16 protein-coding genes and 2 pseudogenes are annotated in these 17,282 nt (G+C 61.8%); 12 read left to right on the forward strand and 6 right to left on the reverse strand.

The window, feature by feature from the left end; all coding sequences use genetic code 11:
- Positions 1–12 precede the first annotated feature (12 nt).
- Positions 13–618 (reverse strand): arylesterase, encoded by a 606-nt coding sequence (locus DM872_RS28980; RefSeq protein ID WP_179062628.1) that lies wholly within the window; start codon positions 616–618, stop codon positions 13–15.
- Between the two features lie 10 nt (positions 619–628).
- Between DM872_RS28980 and DM872_RS28985 the strand changes: the two genes are divergently transcribed.
- From DM872_RS28985 to DM872_RS28995, 3 genes and pseudogenes are all read left to right on the forward strand, one after another.
- Positions 629–1,312 (forward strand): ABC transporter ATP-binding protein, encoded by a 684-nt coding sequence (locus tag DM872_RS28985; RefSeq protein ID WP_179062629.1) that lies wholly within the window; start codon positions 629–631, stop codon positions 1,310–1,312.
- Positions 1,312–3,816, forward strand: a complete 2,505-nt coding sequence (locus DM872_RS28990; RefSeq protein WP_179062630.1) for an ABC transporter permease — start codon at positions 1,312–1,314, stop codon at positions 3,814–3,816. Before DM872_RS28985 ends, DM872_RS28990 begins: the two co-directional genes overlap by 1 nt.
- Positions 3,817–3,850: 34 nt before the next feature.
- Positions 3,851–4,018 (forward strand): annotated as a pseudogene (locus DM872_RS28995) (transcription elongation factor GreB); the annotation flags it as partial.
- A gap of 91 nt (positions 4,019–4,109) precedes the next feature.
- Here DM872_RS28995 and greB read toward each other — a convergent pair.
- Entirely contained in the window at positions 4,110–4,583 is a 474-nt protein-coding gene (gene greB / locus DM872_RS29000; RefSeq protein WP_179062631.1) for a transcription elongation factor GreB, read from the reverse strand.
- Positions 4,584–4,733: 150 nt separating this feature from the next.
- Complete coding sequence (locus tag DM872_RS29005) at positions 4,734–5,021, reverse strand: helix-turn-helix domain-containing protein (RefSeq protein WP_179062632.1); 288 nt, start codon at positions 5,019–5,021, stop codon at positions 4,734–4,736.
- 86 nt (positions 5,022–5,107) lie between these two features.
- Here DM872_RS29005 and DM872_RS29010 point away from each other — a divergent pair, with 86 nt between their 5' ends.
- From DM872_RS29010 to DM872_RS29020, 4 genes and pseudogenes are all read left to right on the forward strand, one after another.
- The gene (locus DM872_RS29010) at positions 5,108–5,545 is read left to right on the forward strand and encodes a hypothetical protein (RefSeq protein ID WP_179062633.1); all 438 of its coding nucleotides are present in this window, start codon (positions 5,108–5,110) and stop codon (positions 5,543–5,545) included.
- 465 nt (positions 5,546–6,010) lie between these two features.
- A complete protein-coding gene (locus DM872_RS30770) occupies positions 6,011–6,313 on the forward strand; it encodes a BPSL0761 family protein (RefSeq protein WP_306296703.1) in 303 nt (100 codons plus the stop codon).
- A 136-nt stretch (positions 6,314–6,449) separates the two neighbouring features.
- Positions 6,450–7,257, forward strand: a pseudogene (locus DM872_RS29015) (inositol monophosphatase family protein).
- Positions 7,258–7,629: 372 nt separating this feature from the next.
- Positions 7,630–9,060, forward strand: coding sequence for an IS1182 family transposase (locus tag DM872_RS29020; RefSeq protein WP_179062634.1), 1,431 nt, complete (start codon positions 7,630–7,632; stop codon positions 9,058–9,060).
- Between the two features lie 553 nt (positions 9,061–9,613).
- On the opposite strand, the gene DM872_RS29025 is transcribed toward DM872_RS29020, so the two are convergent.
- Genes DM872_RS29025 through DM872_RS29035 form a run of 3 tightly spaced genes read right to left on the reverse strand, consistent with a single transcriptional unit; the run spans position 9,614 to position 11,830 of the window.
- Positions 9,614–10,381 carry an enoyl-CoA hydratase-related protein gene (locus tag DM872_RS29025; protein WP_179062635.1) on the reverse strand — a complete coding sequence of 256 codons (768 nt, stop codon included), beginning with the start codon at positions 10,379–10,381 and terminating at the stop codon, positions 9,614–9,616.
- Positions 10,382–10,391: 10 nt separating this feature from the next.
- Complete coding sequence (locus DM872_RS29030) at positions 10,392–11,135, reverse strand: enoyl-CoA hydratase-related protein (RefSeq protein WP_179062636.1); 744 nt, start codon at positions 11,133–11,135, stop codon at positions 10,392–10,394.
- Positions 11,135–11,830, reverse strand: a complete 696-nt coding sequence (locus DM872_RS29035) for an SDR family NAD(P)-dependent oxidoreductase (protein WP_179062637.1) — start codon at positions 11,828–11,830, stop codon at positions 11,135–11,137. The genes DM872_RS29030 and DM872_RS29035 overlap by 1 nt, the downstream gene beginning before the upstream one ends.
- Before the next feature lie 253 nt (positions 11,831–12,083).
- Here DM872_RS29035 and DM872_RS29040 point away from each other — a divergent pair, with 253 nt between their 5' ends.
- The 5 genes from DM872_RS29040 to DM872_RS29060 all read left to right on the forward strand — a co-directional run bounded on the left by DM872_RS29040 (position 12,084) and on the right by DM872_RS29060 (position 17,266).
- On the forward strand, positions 12,084–12,491 hold the full coding sequence (locus tag DM872_RS29040) for a Zn-ribbon domain-containing OB-fold protein (protein WP_179062638.1): 408 nt from the start codon (positions 12,084–12,086) through the stop codon (positions 12,489–12,491).
- A gap of 10 nt (positions 12,492–12,501) precedes the next feature.
- Positions 12,502–13,608 (forward strand): acyl-CoA dehydrogenase family protein, encoded by a 1,107-nt coding sequence (locus DM872_RS29045; protein ID WP_179062639.1) that lies wholly within the window; start codon positions 12,502–12,504, stop codon positions 13,606–13,608.
- Positions 13,609–13,613: 5 nt separating this feature from the next.
- Complete coding sequence (locus DM872_RS29050) at positions 13,614–14,816, forward strand: acyl-CoA dehydrogenase family protein (protein ID WP_179062640.1); 1,203 nt, start codon at positions 13,614–13,616, stop codon at positions 14,814–14,816.
- Positions 14,817–14,920: 104 nt separating this feature from the next.
- A complete protein-coding gene (locus DM872_RS29055; RefSeq protein WP_179062641.1) occupies positions 14,921–16,120 on the forward strand; it encodes an acyl-CoA dehydrogenase family protein in 1,200 nt (399 codons plus the stop codon).
- Positions 16,121–16,123: 3 nt separating this feature from the next.
- Positions 16,124–17,266 (forward strand): acyl-CoA dehydrogenase family protein, encoded by a 1,143-nt coding sequence (locus DM872_RS29060; RefSeq protein WP_179062642.1) that lies wholly within the window; start codon positions 16,124–16,126, stop codon positions 17,264–17,266.
- The last annotated feature ends 16 nt before the right edge of the window (positions 17,267–17,282 follow it).

Consider the following 17,282-nt stretch of genomic DNA (forward strand, 5'->3'; position numbering starts at 1 on the left):
CCGGGAAAAGCGTCAGAGCATGGGTTCCAGCGTCGGCCAGAGGTTGTCCAGCAGCCGTGGCTGGGCCTGCGCGCGAGGGTGAAGGCCATCGGCCTGCATCATTTCAGGCACGCCCCCGACCCCGTCGAGGAAGAAGGGCACCAGCGGCACCTGTTTTTCCGCTGCCAGGCTGTTATAGACATTGGCGAATGCCGTCGTATAGCGCGCGCCGTAGTTGGGCGGTAGACGCATACCGAGCAGCAGCACGGAAGCACCCTGCGCCTTGGCGCTGTCGATCATGGCGGCAAGATTCTGTTGCAATTGCGCAGGTGGCTGACCACGCAGTCCATCGTTGCCGCCAAGCTCTATGATCACCAGCTCCGGCTTGTGCTCGGCCAGGAGCGCCGGCAGCCTGGACAGCCCGCCAGCACTGGTGTCACCGCTGATGGAGGCATTCACCACACGCTGTTCGTAGCCCTTTTCCGCAAGGCGTTTTTCCAGCAGCGAGACCCATCCCTGGCTGGATTCCAGCCCGAAAGCAGCGCTGATACTATCGCCGACGACCAGCACGGTCCCCGCCATGGCCTCCTGCGCCAACAGCAACAGTGACAGGCAGCCGCCCAACAACCAGGCACGCATTGGATTCTCCATGAGCGCAAGCATTCTCGATGCGCGGAACCTTAGCAAAGTGGTTCCCAGCGCGGAAGGCGAGCTGACCATCCTGCACGACCTCTCCTTCGACCTCGGCAAGGGCGACAGTCTGGCCATCGTCGGCAGCTCCGGGTCCGGCAAATCCACCCTCCTCGGCCTGCTCGCCGGGCTCGACCTGCCCAGCGCCGGCGAGGTGCACCTGGCAGGGCGCGCCCTGTCGAGCCTGGACGAAGACCAGCGGGCCCGGGTGCGCGCCGAGCATGTTGGCTTCGTCTTCCAGTCATTCCAGTTGCTGGACAACCTCAACGCCCTGGAAAACGTCATGCTGCCGCTGGAACTGGAAGGCAACCGCGATGCGCGCTCACGTGCTCGCCACCTGCTCGAACGGGTCGGACTGGGTCAGCGCCTCAGCCATTACCCGCGCCAGCTCTCCGGTGGTGAACAGCAACGCGTCGCCATTGCCCGCGCCTTTGCCGCCGAACCCGATGTGCTGTTCGCCGACGAGCCCACCGGCAACCTCGACAGCCACACCGGCGAGCGCATCAGCGATCTGCTGTTCCAACTCAACCAGGAGCGCGGCACCACCCTTGTGCTGGTGACGCACGACGAACGCCTCGCGCATCGCTGCCGCCGCCTTATCCGCCTCGAAGGCGGCCGCCTGGTCGAACAGGTGGAGCCCTGATGCGACGCCTGCCACTCGCTCGCCTGCTGACGATGGCCGCCCGCCAACTGTGGCGCGATGCCCACAGCGGCGAATTGCGGGTGCTGTTCTTCTCCCTGCTGGTTGCCGTCGCCGCCAGCAGTGCGATCGGCTACTTCAGCGCCCGCCTGAATGGCGCCATGCTGCTGCGTGCCACGGAATTCCTCGGTGCCGATCTCCTGCTCAGCGGCTCGTCACCGGCCAGCGCCGGTCAAGTCGAAAGCGGCATCCGGCTGGGCCTGAAACATGCCAGCGCGGTGGAATTCTCCAGCGTTATCGCCACCGACAACGGTATCCAGCTCTCCAGCGTCAAGGCCGCCGACGCAGCCTATCCGCTGCGCGGCGAATTGAAGAGCGCCGCACAGCCCTATGGCGAGGAAACCACCGGTAGCGGCCCGAAAGCGGGCGAAGCCTGGGCAGAAGCGAGGCTGTTCGCAACGCTGAACCTCAAGCCCGGCGACAGTATCGATGTCGGGCAGAAAACCCTGCGCCTGACGCGCGTGCTCACCTATGAACCCGACCGTGCAGGTGACTTCTACAGTCTTACCCCACGGGTACTGATCAGCCTGGATGACCTCGATGCCACCGGCATCGTGCAACCCGGCAGCCGGGTGCGTTACCGGGAACTGTGGAGGGGTTCGAATGAAGCGCTGGCGCAATACCGGATGGAGGTTGAACCCGGCCTGGCAGCGCACCAGCGCCTGGAAGATGCCAGGCAAGGCAACCGCCAGATCGGTGGCGCCCTTGGTCGCGCCGAGCGCTACCTGAACCTCGCCAGCCTCGCCGCCGTATTGCTCGCCGGTGTCGCCGTGGCGCTGTCTGCGGCCCGATTCGCCGCACGTCGTTACGACGCCAGCGCCCTGCTGCGTTGCCTTGGCCTGTCCCGCCGCGAAGCCCTCCTTCTATTTGGTCTGCAGCTGGCTCTGCTGGGGTTGCTTGCCAGTGCACTGGGCGCCCTGCTCGGCTGGCTGGCGCAGGTCGTGCTGTTCGAATTGCTGGGCGGACTCCTGCCTGCAGTAATTCCTGACGGCGGCCTGGTACCCGCGTTGGCCGGGATCGCCACCGGCCTGCTCGCCCTGGCCGGTTTCGCCCTGCCGCCGCTGGCCGCGCTAGGCCGGGTGCCACCCTTGCGCGTCCTGCGCCGCGATCTGCTACCGCTGCCACCAAGTGCCTGGCTTATATATGGAGCGGCATTGCTGGCCCTCGGCCTGATCATGTGGCGACTGAGCCTGGACCTGAAATTGACGCTCGCCCTGCTCGGTGGCGGCCTGATCGCGGCCCTGCTGCTGGGCGGCCTGCTGCTGGCCGGATTGAAGGGACTGCGCAAGGCCCTGGCCAACGCCACCCTGCCCTGGCGACTCGGCCTTGGCCAACTGCTGCGCCACCCATTGGCGGCAGCCGGCCAGTCCCTCGCCTTTGGCCTGATTCTGCTGGCCATGGCGCTGATCGCATTGCTTCGGGGCGAACTGCTGGACACCTGGCAGAACCAGCTACCCGAGAACGCGCCCAACCATTTCGCCCTGAACGTGCTGCCGGCGGAGAAAGACGCCTTCGCCAGCCGCCTCGCCAGCCTGTCGCCACATCCTTCGCCGCTTTATCCGGTAGTGCCCGGCCGGCTCACGGCCATTAACGGAGAAGCGGTACGCCAACTGGTGAGCAAGGACTCCCAGGGCGAACGCGCCGTGCAGCGCGACCTCAGCCTGACCTGGTCCGCCGAGCTCCCCGGCGATAATCGCCTGGTAGCCGGGCACTGGTGGAGCGACCTGGACAAATCCGCCCTGCCGGGCGTTTCGGTCGAATCCAAACTTGCCGAAAGCCTTGGCCTCAAGCTGGGCGACAAGCTCAGCTTCAGCGTCGGTGGCCTGCAACGCGACGCCGAAGTGACCAGCCTGCGCGAGGTGGATTGGGACAACTTCCAGCCGAACTTCTACATGATCTTCGCGCCGGACACCCTGTCCGACCTTCCCGTCACCTATCTCACCAGCTTCTATCTGCCGCCACGCCATGACCGCGATCTGGTGGAACTGTCCCGTGCCTTCCCGGCGGTGACCCTGCTGCAGGTGGAAGCCATCCTCGCGCAGCTGCGCAGCATCCTCGCCCAGGTCACCCTGGCAGTGGAGTTCGTGCTGCTTTTCGTCCTCGCGGCCGGTATGGCCGTACTGTTCGCCGGGCTGCAATCCACGCTGGACGAGCGCATCCGCCAAGGCGCCCTACTGCGCGCCTTGGGCGCCGAGCGCCAGTTGCTGCTGAAAGCCCGTCGTGCGGAGTTCGCCCTGCTCGGCGCCTGCAGCGGCCTGCTCGCTGCACTGGGCTGCGAACTGGTCAGCGCCCTGCTCTATCGCTTCGCCTTCGACCTGGATTGGCAACCCCATCCCTGGCTGCTCCTGCTGCCATTGCTAGGTGCCCTGCTCGTGGGTTCGGCAGGCGTGATGGGGACGCGTCGCGCGCTCAACGCCAGCCCACTGACGGTCCTGCGCGAAGCTTGATAGGCTTCGCCTTCCAGAACCCCGCAGGACCGCCATGAGCCGTTATCGCCCGCCCCGCACCGCCGGAACCCCTCTGATCACCCCGGAAGGCGAGGCCCGACTGCGCGCCGAGCTTCATGAGCTTTGGCACGTACGCCGCCCCAAGGTCACGCAAGCCGTGAGTGAAGCGGCTGCCCAGGGCGACCGCTCCGAGAACGCCGAAAATGAGTTGTGCCCCCAGGGCACATACTAAAAAGCGAAAAATTATTAATAATCAATATATTACAAATAGTACGCATACCAGAATCTTCGTACTATTTCTCGTATTCGATGACGTTGATCCACCAGCAGGCTTCGCCGTGGGGCGTGCGCACGATGGCCTCATCACCCACTTCCTTCTTGAGAAGCGCCCTCGCCATTGGCGAGTCGATTGAGATGTAGTCCTTGCGACCGTAGATCTCGTCATAACCGACGATGCGGAACCGCTTCACCTCCCCCTCTTCATTTTCGATCTCCACCCAAGCGCCAAAAAAGACACGGCCTTCCTGCTCAGGGGCGTACTCGACGACCCGCATGTCTTCCAAGCGCTTGCGCAGGTAGCGAACACGGCGATCTATCTCTCGCAGCAGCTTCTTGTTGTACTGGTAGTCCGCATTCTCACTGCGATCCCCAAGGGAGGCGGCCCAAGCCACCTTTTGGGTGATTTCCGGGCGATAGACCCTCCACAGGTGATCCAACTCCCCTTTTAATGCTTCATGGCCTTGCTTCGTGATCAGATTCGTACTCAAACGAACGCTCCTGTGACTGTTACCTACTGACGCCACACCACTCTCTCCGGGCGGTTCTGAAGGAACACTGACGACAGGCCACCGATCGGCCAGCGCTCTCAGCCGCCCGGGCGATTTAGGTATGCCTCAACGTCAGCGCCCGACTGAAATCTAGATACCCTCTACGCCCAGAGCCCTCAGGTCGCGCTTCAGGATGATCAGAAGGTCGTCGACTGGCATGCAGTCCTTAATCAAATAGCTGGCAGCCAAAAGGCTAACGGGGTGGATCTGCAGCGACCTGCTAAGGTCATCCAACTTTTCTAAAGTCGGTGATTGAAGCCCCCGCTCAAGGGCACTCAAGTAAGTTCTGCCGCTTACTTCTGAGAAATCTTCCTGGGTCTTGCCTGCAACCTTCCTCGCCTGCCGGAGGATGAGCCCGAATGCTGTGTTCAGTTCCATTTGCCATATCCGCAAAAGGAACGATAAAGCGCTAGCGCACACTTTAAGGCTACACGTTATGATGTGCATTTTAGGAGGAAGCCGACATGTTCATGACCTTCGAGCACGCAGAGATCCCCGTCGGCGCCCTCATCAAAGGCGGCCATTCCTGGCGATACGTCGAGTACCTCACGTCCTTTCCGTATTTCCATGTGGATGCACTCGATCGAGAAGAGGATTCGACCCGTCCCACTGTTTTGCTCATCTACAGCGTGTGTGATCTTCTCGAATTGGCAGCGGCCGGCCCCCATGGCTGGGACCTCAGGGAGGTTCAGTTGGTCAGCCCCGGACACATAAACGGTACCGGTCATTGGAAAATGGACGCTCTCGAGGCAATCTCAGTGTCAGACCACGGCAAGCGGAAATGCTATGCCTACCACCTCGAATCGGGTGTTACGTACTACGAGAATGCCTATTCGGCGGGAGTTCCACGGGAGCAATGGCGAACCGTCTATCCAGCCGTGGCTGACAACAAACTGGGCTAAATAGCCCGTTGGTGATAGAGACCGTAGCACCAGGAGGAGTTGCGCCCATGACCGTCCCTTATGAGCGCACACGTGCCGTGATCCACGGCCCATCGATTTCTTGAGAACCTCGCCCGAGGCACAGGCCAAAGTGAGGAAATGCGGAGGGAAGCTACGGATCCGCTGCGCCATATCCTGCGTGAAGGACGCATAGAAGACGAGCTGTAGGCCAAAAACGGCGGCGATGACCCGTTTTTTTGTTCCATGCCTATCTGATCCGATCCGCCATGGCGCATCAAGGACGTTGTTCGATCAAGCATTGGTGCATTTGCCAGAGGCGTGTTGACGGCGCTGGATCAGCCAAATAACATCCGTTTAGACCATAACCCCCACGCCTCGGGCGGGATGTTTCCCGCACTGCGCACCAGGGGGTTTGTTTTTTGGCTGATGAAAAACGAATCGTTAAGAGGAGGTTGTCACATGACGATGCCTCATGAGCGAACCCGCGCAGTCATACAAACCCACGAGTTCTTGAAGCAGTTAGAACGGGACTTGTCGGTAAGCGAAGAAATGCGCGGCATGGCTAACCAGTTGCTGCGGCATTACCCCACTCGCGCTGAAGTGCTTTTGCAAGGACTGATCGAGGAAAAGCTCCCAGCAACGCTTGGTATCTCCCCATTTTTTGCTTCAACCCCCACTTACCGCCCCACTAGCTGCCCTTCGGATGGCCACTTGTGGGGTAGGCTCTGCAGCAAATTGGCAGCCATCCTACTGGACTGTCAAAAATGACTGACCTCATAACGCCCACTGGCGGCCTAATGCCGGTAGGAGGGATCGCACCTCCCGAGGTGTTCCATGTCGCCGCAACGCGGAGCAGGGGCTAAGCTCCGACAATCTGACCGGGTTGGAGGCGCTGGTAGGGTCTATGGACCGCTTAGACTTGCTGAGGTCAGTCACGGAACTGGTGCTTTCGGCTGGAAAACTATTGATTGCAGAGTGGGCCCGCCAAGGCGGGCCGAGAGGTCATGGCGATAAGGCAGAAGTCGACGCCGAAATCGAAGCAGAGCTGCGTCGAGGCCTTCTGGCACTTCTGGATTGCGACTTCTGGGGCGAGGAAACCGGGAGTCGCCTCACCGATCACAAGTACTGCTGGGTCGTCGATCCCAATGACGGCACCAGTGACTTCCTGTTGAGCAGAAAAGGCTCAGCTGTCTCAGTCGGTCTTTTACGCAACGCTATCCCCATTCTGGGCGTGGTCTACGCACCGGTCACCCCCCGCCCTTGGCCCCGACTGCATCTCCTGGGCAGAGGGGCTTGGCGGTGTCATTCGAAACGGCCAAATAAGACAGGCCCGACTGGATCAGCTCGATTTAAGCCCTGGCAGCCAAGTGCTGGTGAGCACCGCCGCTGCCAAAAGGCCAGAACTCAATGCTGAACTCTGTGCACCTGCCGAATTCATTCCAATGCCGAGCATCGCCTACCGCCTTGCCCGTGTAGCCGCGGGCGACGCGGTCGCAGGCGCGTCCCTTGTCCCGGTGTCGGCACATGATGTCGTTGGAGCTCATGCGTTGCTGATCGGAGCTCGCGGCGCGTTGCTCGACCAGGATGGACTTCCCATCACGTACGAATCTGAGACACGGATGGCGAGGGCATCCTCAAGGTGCTTTGGCGGTGCCCTAAAGGCATGTCGGGAGCTCGCCCGGAGAGACTGGGACAGGCTGTTCACTTTGTGAGGCCCCTCATCACCAGCGACCTCGCTCCGCGCCTCTTGCTTTGTTAGCTCCCGGTCAGCAGCTGTCAACTCGTTGTTTTCTGGAAATCGGTTATCAGCTTCCGATCAGGGCAGAGAATGTGAAATTAAATGTGAAGTTAAATTCCGGTTGGGCGCCCGAAAGGCTCGCGACAGAGCCGTCCCTTAATCTAGTGAAATGTGACGAACGACTGACAACTCAGTCAGTGGCTGATGGGTGGCTTTCAGCGATACCAGCAGCCCCTCCTGACCGTTAGCTATTGTTTGCCACCGACTGCATTCGGCCCAGACCGTGTAAAAACATTGGCATCGACCTTGCTGAGATTTGATGGAGTCAAACTCAGCAGGGCTAGCCATGAAGCGTTTCATCCAGGGAGAACATCGAGGCCAAAGCACACTGCTGCCCGAGAGCCTGGATGACTACGTCGCGGACACCAATCCGGTGCGGGTGGTCGATGTGTTCGTCGATGAACTCGACCTCGGCCGACTCGGTTTTGACGGGGTTGTCCCCGCAGAAACCGGTCGGCCTGCCTACCATCCTGCCGTCCTGCTGAAGATCTACATCTACGGCTACCTCAACCGCATCCAGTCCAGTCGCCGCCTCGAGCGCGAGGCACAACGCAACGTCGAGCTGATGTGGCTGACCGGGCGCCTGATGCCGGACTTCAAGACCATCGCCAACTTCCGCAAGGACAACGGCAAAGCCATTCGCGGTGTCTGCCGACAGTTCGTTGTGCTGTGCCAGCAGCTCGGTCTGTTCGCCGAGGCGCTGGTGGCCATCGACGGCAGCAAGTTCAAGGCGGTCAACAATCGTGACCGCAACTTCACCAGCGCCAAGCTGCAACGGCGGATGGAGGAAATCGAATCCAGCATCAGCCGCTACCTAACCGCCCTGGACACTGCCGATCGGCAGGAGCCGACGGTGGCGCAGGCCAAGGCCGAACGCCTGCACAACAAGATCGCGGCGCTGAAAGCCAAGATGCAGGAACTCCAGGCCATCGAGACCCAGCTTGAGGCCACCCCAGACAAGCAGATCTCCCTGACCGATCCCGATGCCCGTACGATGAAGACGCGCGGCAGCGGAATAGTTGGCTACAACGTGCAGGCGGCAGTCGATACGAAGCATCACCTGATCGTGACGCACGCAGTCACCAACGACGGCGTCGACCGCGACCAACTGAGTGCCATGGCCACGCAGGCGCGGGAAGCCATGGGCGTCGAGGAACTCTCAGTGGTCGCCGACCGGGGCTATTTCAAGAGCGAGGAAATCCTCGCTTGCCACGAAGCTGGCATCACCGCTTTCGTGCCCAAGACGCTGACGTCGGGAGCAACAGCGGCCGGCCGCTTTGGCAAAGGTGATTTCATCTATGACGGAGCCAAGAACGAGTACCGCTGCCCGGCAGGGCAAAGCCTGACCTGGCGCTACTCAAGCGTCGAGAAAGGGCTGAAGATGCACCGTTACTGGAGTTCGAGCTGCCAAGGGTGTGCGTTGAAGGAGCACTGCACACCCAGTTCAGAGCGTCGGGTGAGTCGCTGGGAACATGAGTCAGTGCTCGACGCGATGCAGTCCCGCCTGGATCAGGCACCGGAGATGATGCGCATCCGCCGCCAGACGGTGGAGCACCCGTTCGGCACGTTGAAGGCCTGGATGGGCGCCACTCATTTCCTCACCAAGACGCTCGACCGGGTGAGCACGGAAATGAGCCTGCATGTGCTCGCCTACAACTTCAAACGGGTGCTGAACCTGCTGGGCAATAGTGCGCTGATGGCGGCGATGAAGGCCTGAAACCCCTTTGGGCGGCCCGCTGAACTCGTCGCTCAGCATCGCGGAAGCGACAATTGCACCGAATCAGCCAAATGCCTCGGATCGACACGCCAGGCGCCCACAAGGCCGCTGGGCGCCGCTAAAACCATCCAAATCCAGCTATCCATCACCCGCTTCGTTTTGACACGGCCTGGGCCAGAAGCGGACGGTCTGTTCTCTATATAAAGCCGTCCCCTTTCCCAGTAATTTGGGCGTCACTGCTTAAAAACCGGAAAAAGCTCAGCCGTCCTAATCGAAAAACCAGGAGGGCTGGGAGTGGCTTCGGCGATACCTACCAGAGTTATGCTGATGGTACAGGAGCAGCTTTCAGGTTCACCTGGGCTTCAAAGATGAGCAGATCCCTCTAACCGTTCGCCTTGCCCATAGCCGTCTCTGGTTCGCGGCTCCTGGGTCTGGCCTGCCCACGAGTTCTTGAAGCAGCTAGAACAGGACTTATCGGTCAGCGAAGAAATGCGCGGCAAGGCCAACCACTTGCTGCGGCACTTTTCCAGTCGGGGTGACGTACTGTTGCACGTCAGTGCCCTTTCCATACAGGCACCCGCTTCTCCGCAAAAGCCAACGCCCCTTCAAGAGCATCAGCGCTGCTGAAAACCGTGGGGATCGACGCCTTCAGTGCCGGCCTTGTTGCTTCAACACCTTGCTGCGCGCACGACCACATCAGCCGCTTGGTCGTCAAAACCCCGAGCGGGCTATTGGATGCGATTCGCTGCGCCAGCTCCAACGCCGCTTCAAGCACCCTGGCAGGCTCTACCACGCGGTTGACCAGCCCGAGTTGAACAAGCTTGTCCGCTTCCATCAGCTCCCCTGTCAGCCCCAGCTCCAGAGCGATGGCCAAGGGAATTCGTGCAGGCAGCAGGACGCCACTGCCTGCCGGGAATAAACCGTACTTTACTTCCGGAAGCCCAAACTTTGCGTTGTTCGCCACCACTACCAGGTCACAAGCGAGGACCAGCTCGAAACCTCCTGCAACCGCCGTCGCATTGACCGCCGCAATTACGGGCTTGGAATAGCGCCCCTCCAGGAATGACTCGAAGCAGGAAGTCGATCGCGATCCCTGCATGGAAGGAGCCTCGGCAAAGGCTTTCAAGTCCATTCCAGCGCAGAAGGCCTTGTCACCGGCGGCGGACAGCACCACGACCCGAACCTCCTCGCTCGCCTCGACTTCCTCAAGGGCGCAGGACAGTTCCTCCATCAGCTCCGGGTTGAGGGCATTACGCTGCGCTGGTCGGTTAAGAGTCAGAATCTCGACGACACCTTCGCGGCGTCGCAGTAGAACGGACATTCAAACGCTCCTATTTGTTGAGGAAGGCATCGAATGCAGCCTGGGCCTCATCCGATGCGCAGCAGGACAGGAATTCTCGCTCTTCGGCAGTCATAACGGCGTCCAACTCGGTGCGCCCATGACTTGCCAGCAGTGCCTTGGTCTTCCTCAACGCCTGGACAGGCAGTCGGGCCAGCGCCTCGCCGCGTCTAATGGCCACCCCCAGCGCCCCGCCCTCCTCGACCACTTCGTTGATCAAGCCAATCTCCCGCGCAAGGTCAGCCAGGAAAGGTTCGCCAAAGAACAACAGGTTGCTCGCCACCTTGCTGCCCGAGAGCCGTGGCAACAAATAGGTAGCACCACCCTCGGGACACAATCCCAGTCCCACGAAGGGCAGGCGGAAGGTGCTGCCCTTGCCGGCATAGGCCAGGTCGCAATGCAGCAACAAGGTCGTGCCGATTCCGATGGCATAGCCTTCGACCGCCGCGATCACCGGCTTGGACAGTCCGGAGAGAATGCGCAGGAAGTCGATGCCCGGCACGGACGCTGCGTCCTTCAACAGGCGGAAGTCCGCCAGATCGTTTCCAGCCGTGAAGTGCTTGCCCTCACCGCTCAGCACTATGACTCTGATGGCGTCGTCCTGGTCAGCCGCCAGCAATGCCGCCCCCAGTTGCGAGTAGGTCGCCACGTCCAGCGCATTACGCCGCTCGGGGCGGTTGATGGTGATCTGACAGACCCCATCCGCCGGCTGCATGACCAGGACTCCGCCGCCCATCAGGACAGTCCCACCACAGGGATCACCGCACCGTGGATGGCGCTAGCGCGTTCGGAGGCGAGGAAAGTGATCACGTCCGCCAGTTGGCGAGTGGACACCCACTTGCTGGCGTCCGCGTCCGGCATGTCTCCACGGTTCGCCGGCGTGTCGATGATGCTGGGCGCAACGGCGTTCACATTAATTCCCCGCTCCCGCAGCTCCTGGGCCATGGACTCGGTAATACGCGCCACAACGCTTTTGGAAGCACAGTAGGCGCCCATGCTTCCTTTGCCGCTACTGGCGGAAGCCGCCGAAACGTTGACGATCTTGCCGCGGCCGGCCGCCAGCATGCCCGGCACTACAGCCCGGCAGGCATTCAGGGTGGTAGACACGTTCATATCCATCATGCGCTCCCACACGGCAGCATCGGCGTCGTGCACATCCACACCCATGGCAAAACCGCCGGCGATATTGCAGAGCACTGCCGCAGGACCATGGACTTCCACGGCACCGCCCAGTGCCGCCAGGGTCGCTGCGCCATCGGTCAGATCGGCCACCAGGAAATGCAGGGTTCCGGTCACCCCTTCATAGGCCGAGCGCAGGACTGCTTCGTTGCAATCAACCAGCAGCAGCGGATGGCCTTCCTCGATGAAGGCATGGGCAACCGCGCGCCCGAGGGCACCGGCGGCACCCGTAACCACGACCAGACTGGACATTCATGAACCTCCTTACGCCATATATAGCTGACCTATAGTCAGCTTGATTATTCCCCTCGCAGAGTGCCTGAAGCACAGCACGCGCAGGGGATACCGATCATTCAGACTCAGCTCGAAGAACGCTTGCCTTGGAAGGAACTATACAATAAAAATAACATTGTGTTAGTTTTAATCCCAAGCGAGCGAGCCATAGAAGGCTGGGCGGAACCTGACGCATGATGCAAGGCAACGCCAACGCCCCCTGGAGAACCCCATGAGCACTGCTTCGAACCGAATCCTTCCCGAGCTGGACGACTTGAACCGCTTCTTCTGGACTAGCGGCGCAGATGGCCAGTTGCGCTTCCTGCGCTGCGCCGATTGCCGCTTCTGGCTGCACCCGCCGGGAATCGTCTGCCCCAAATGCCTCAGTCGGAACCTCGCCCCCGAGACCGTATCGGGCCTGGGCACCATCGAAGCCCTCACCGTCAACCACCAACCCTGGAGTCCGGGCCAGGAAGTGCCCTATGCCGTCGCCATCGTCAGTCTCGACGAGCAGCAAGGTCTGCAACTGACGACCAACATTGTTGGCTGCCCTCCCGAATCGGCCTTTATTGGCCAACGGGTGAAGGTGGTCTTCGAGGCGGCGGAGGACGTGTACCTCCCCCTCTTCACTCCAGCCTGAGAGAGTCCGCATGCAAGCCGATCACGCTGAAGACCTCGCCAGCATCCGCGAACAGGCCCGACGCCTGCTCCAGGACCAGGCGACACCCGAGCACCTGAAATCACTGCTCAACGACCCTGGCAGCTTCGACCAGCTGCTTTGGCGCCATGCCGTCGAGCAGGGCTGGCTGTCCGTGGCCATACCGGAAAGTGCCGGGGGTCTGGGACTCGGCTGGAGCGGTCTTGCCGTGATCTGCGAAGAGCTGGGCCGTCTCACCGGCTCCCTGCCCCTGATTCCTAATACCCTTGCCGTCCATGCTTTGCTCAGGGCCGGCCTGGATGATCATCAGGAACTGATTGACGCCTTGGCCAACGGTGCCGCCATTGCCAGCCTGGCCCTGGCCGACCCGTCCGAAAGCGGCCTTTGCGGCAGCAGCTCAGCCCAGGTGCGCAATGGTCGTATCAACGGCGAGAAGGCCCTGGCTGCTTTTGCTGCCGTCGCCGACATTGCGCTTGTTCAGGCCGGCAATGAACGCGGCAATGGACTCTACCTCGTGCGTCTGGACCAGCCGGGCGTGCAGCGTCGCTTGGTAGAAGGCTTCGATAACTCCCGTGCAACGGCGATTCTCCAGTTCATCCAGGCGGAGGTCACCCCTCTCGGCGGCGCCGAACTGATTGGCGAAATCGGCAATCTTGCCGCCCTGGCCACTGCCTTCGAACAGATTGGCGGCACTCAGGCCTGCCTCGACATGGCCTGCGACTACGCTCGCGAACGCCGCGCCTTTGGCCAGCCTATCGGTGGTTTCCAGGGCATCAAACACAAGCTGGCGGAAATCTACTGCCTGCTGGAAATCGCCCGCGGTTGCGCTAGCGACGCCCTGGATGCGTGGGATCAACAGCTGCCTACGAGACAGCAGCTGACCTCCGCCGCGCGCATTGCCGCCATTCGCGCCTACAACCTGGCCGCCCAGGAGAACCTCCACGTGCACGGCGGCATGGGCGTGACCTGGGAAGCCATGCCCCACCACTTCTACCGGCGCTCTCGCAGCCTGGCCCTGGAACTGGGCAGCCTCGCCTACTGGCGTGAACGCCTCTTGGCTGATCTTGGACTCGAATCCGCAACCGCGCTGGTGGGGTGAACAACATGAATCATGAACTCAAGCTCTACCGCGAACGCGCCCGGGCCTGGCTAGCCGAGCACGCCCCCCGTTACTCGGGCCAGGCCCGTCACGGCCTGCCCTTCGAAGATGACCTGGCCCTGGCCCGTGCCTGGCAGGCCCACAAAGTCCACCATGGCTACGGTTGCATCACCCTGCCCCGCGAGTACGGTGGCGCAGGTGGTAGCGAGCTGGAAAAGGTCATCTTCTGCGAAGAAGAAATGCGCTATGACCTGCCCCTGGTCTACTTCAGTATCAGCCTGAACAATCCGTTGCCGATCTTCCTGCGCTATGCGCCGGACGCGTGGAAACAGAAACTGGGGCCGGCCACCGTGCGCGGTGAACTAATCTGGTGCCAGTTGTTCTCAGAGCCCTCGGCTGGTTCCGACCTCGCCTCCCTGCGTCTGAAAGCCGTGCCTACGGAAGGTGGCTGGCTGCTCAGTGGCCAGAAAGTCTGGACCAGTTGGGCGCAGATTGCCGACTGGGGAGTGGTGGTCGCCCGTACTGACCCTAGCCTGCCTAAGCACGCCGGCCTCACCTACTTCTTCCTCGATATGAAGTCGCCGGGCATCACCGTCCAGCCAATTCACCGCCTGGGCGAGGAAAAGGATCTCAACGAGGTCTTTTTCGATGAAGTCTTCGTCCCTGACGAGCAACGCCTGGGTGAGATCAACGGCGGCTTCAAGGTGGCGGTCGAGACGCTGATGATCGAACGCTACGCCGTCACCGACGAGTCCGGTTACGGCCCCACCCTGGAAAACTTCGTCGACCTGGCTGGCAATGCCCGTCTCAACGGCCGGCCAGCGCTGGAAGACGGCGAAGTACGCGCGCGCATCGCCGAAGTCTTCGTAGAGCGCCAAGGCTTGCGTGCCATCCACCGTCGCGCCCTTGAAGCCTTCGCTCGCGGTCAGGCTCCCGGACCGGAGGGCGCTATCCGTAAGCTGCTGCTGGGGCGCACCCGACAGTCACTGGGTGCCATGGCCATGGACATGCTGGGCGCCAATGGTGCGCAACTCGCCGCTCACGGGCATGCGGTAACTGACTTCGCGCGCGCCTGGCTGGATCCCAGTCTGCGCATTGCCGGCGGAACCGACGAGCTGCTGCTCAACACCCTGGCTGAAAGGGTCCTGGGCTTGCCCCAAGACCACCGACCGGACAAGGGCATCCCCTTCAACGCCGCGCCCAAGTGAGGCCACGCCACGGCTGATCTGTGCGCCGCCCCACCGGGCGGCGCATGCGACTCCCGCTAATAACAGGAGCGGAACCACCGCTCGCAGCAAACAGGACTGAACCCATGCATTTCACACTGGATCAGGAAGACGAAAACTTCCGCCAGGAGGTCCGCGCCTTTCTCAAGGACAACCTCCCGACAGAGTTGGCTGAGCGCAACCGCCGTGGCTACCACCCGTTGCGCGAGGACATCCGTCAATGGACGAAGATCCTCAACCGACAGGGCTGGTCCGGCGCCAACTGGCCCAAACACTGGGGCGGCACTGGCTGGTCGCCGGTACGCCAGTTTATCTTCGATGAAGAATGCTTCCTCGCCGGCGCACCGCCGGTGGATACCGCCGGGTTCAAGATGATCGGCCCGGTGATCATGACCTTCGGCAGCGAAGCCATGAAACAGGAGTATGGCCCTCGCATCCTCAATGGCGATGTGTACTGGGGCCAGGGCTTCTCCGAGCCCAACGCAGGTTCTGACCTGGGCTCGCTCAGCACCCGTGCCGACCGCGTCGGCGACGAATACGTGATCAACGGCCGCAAGATCTGGACGTCCTTCGTCGAGACCGCGGAAATGATCTTCGTCCTGGTGAAAACCGACCCCGAGGCCCGTCAACGCGGCATTTCCATGATTCTGGTGGACCGCCAGGCACCCGGTGTGACCATCCGCCCGATCCACGACATTGGCGAGAGCCATAGCCTCAACGAAGTCTTCTTCGACGATGTTCGGGTGCCGCTGACGAACCTGGTAGGCGAGGAAGGCAAGGGTTGGACCTACGCCAAGTTCCTTCTGGAGAACGAGCGCGCCTTCAGTGCCGAGTGGCCGCGCAACAATGCCAACCTGGCGCGCCTGCGTAAGTTCCTCAACCTGAAGCAGGCCGATGGCCAGCGCCTGATCGACCGCCCTGGCTTCGCCACTCGCCTGGCGCAACTGGAAACCGACCTCCTGGCCCTGCGTTGGCTGAGCCTACGTGCCCTGCACGAAAAGGCCGGCGGTCAGAGCCGGCTGCCGGTGGGCTCGCTGCTGAAGATCCGCGGCTCGGAACTGCTGCAGAAGATCGGTGAGCTGCAAGTCGAAGCGCTTGGCTGCTACGCCGGCTACGTCTATCCCGACCCGCTGGGCGACGCCACCCTTGAGGAAGCCTGGGCCCCAGGCCCGGACTACGCGCCCGGCATCATGGCCGACTACTTCTATCGCCGCGCCACCACCATCTACGGCGGGGCCAACGAGGTCCAGCGCACCATCATCGCCCGTTCATTCCTGGAGCTCTGAACCATGGATTTCCAACTCAACGAAGAACAGAGCATGTTGCAGGACAGCGTCCGCCGCTTTATGGAGGACAACTGCGCATTCGACAAGCGCGCCTCGGTGGTCGACAAAGGCTCCTTCGATTCAAGTCACTGGCAACAACTGGCCGACTTGGGACTGCTGGGGCTGACGGTGCCGGAGGAGTTCGGCGGGATGAACTGCTCGGCAGTGGAGTCCGCCCTGGTGATGGAAGAGATCGGCCGCGTACTCTGCGTGGAACCCTACTGGGCTGTAGCAGTTTTGGCCGCTCAGACCCTGATCGCCACCCGTGACGCAAAGGCCGCGCCGTTGCTCCAGGCTCTCTGCCTAGGCGAAGTGCTGCCGGTACTGGCCCATGAGGAAGCCGAAGCGCGGGGCAACACAGCCCGAGTGCAGACCAGAGCCACCGCCATCGCTGGTGACCGTTGGCACCTCAATGGTGAGAAGGTCGCGGTGGTCGCCGGAAACGTCGCCGAACTGCTGATCGTCTCCGCACGCACCAGCGGCAACCAGGACGACGAGCAAGGCATTAGCCTCTTCCTGGTGGATCCGAAGGCTCCGGGTGTGGAGCGTCGAGACGTGCGCCTGATCGACAATCGCTGGGCAAGCCACATCTACCTGCGCGACGTGGAAGTCAGCCAGAAGAACCTGCTGGGCGTCGCCGGCCTCGGCCTGGCCGCCCTGCGCCACGGCATCGAGCAGGCCACGGTTGCACTCTGTGCCGAAGCCGTTGGCGTCATGGAGCGTTCTCTCTGGATCACCCGCGACTACCTGAAGATCCGCAAGCAGTTCGGCCAACTGCTGGGCGACTTCCAGAGCCTGCAGCACCGCATGAGCGAGATGCTGATCGAGCTGGAACTGTCCCGCGGGATGCTGCACTACGCACTATCCAGCCTGGACAAAGGCTCGGCCGAACGCGCCCGCGCGCTGTCGGCGGCCAAAGCCCATATCGGCAAGAGCGGTCACTTCGTCTGCGGCCAGTCCATCCAGTTGCACGGCGGTATCGGGGTCACCGAGGAGTACGTAATTGGCCACTACTTCAAGCGCATGACCCTGATCAATAGCGCCCTGGGAAGCAGCATGCATCACTTCGAGCAGCTGGCGGCTCAAGAGAAATCAGCCGTCGCCTGAGCACGAGTGGAAGCCC

The sequence above is a fragment of the Pseudomonas taiwanensis genome (assembly GCF_013393345.1).
In the GTDB taxonomy this organism is placed as follows: Bacteria; Pseudomonadota; Gammaproteobacteria; order Pseudomonadales; family Pseudomonadaceae; genus Metapseudomonas; species Metapseudomonas resinovorans_C.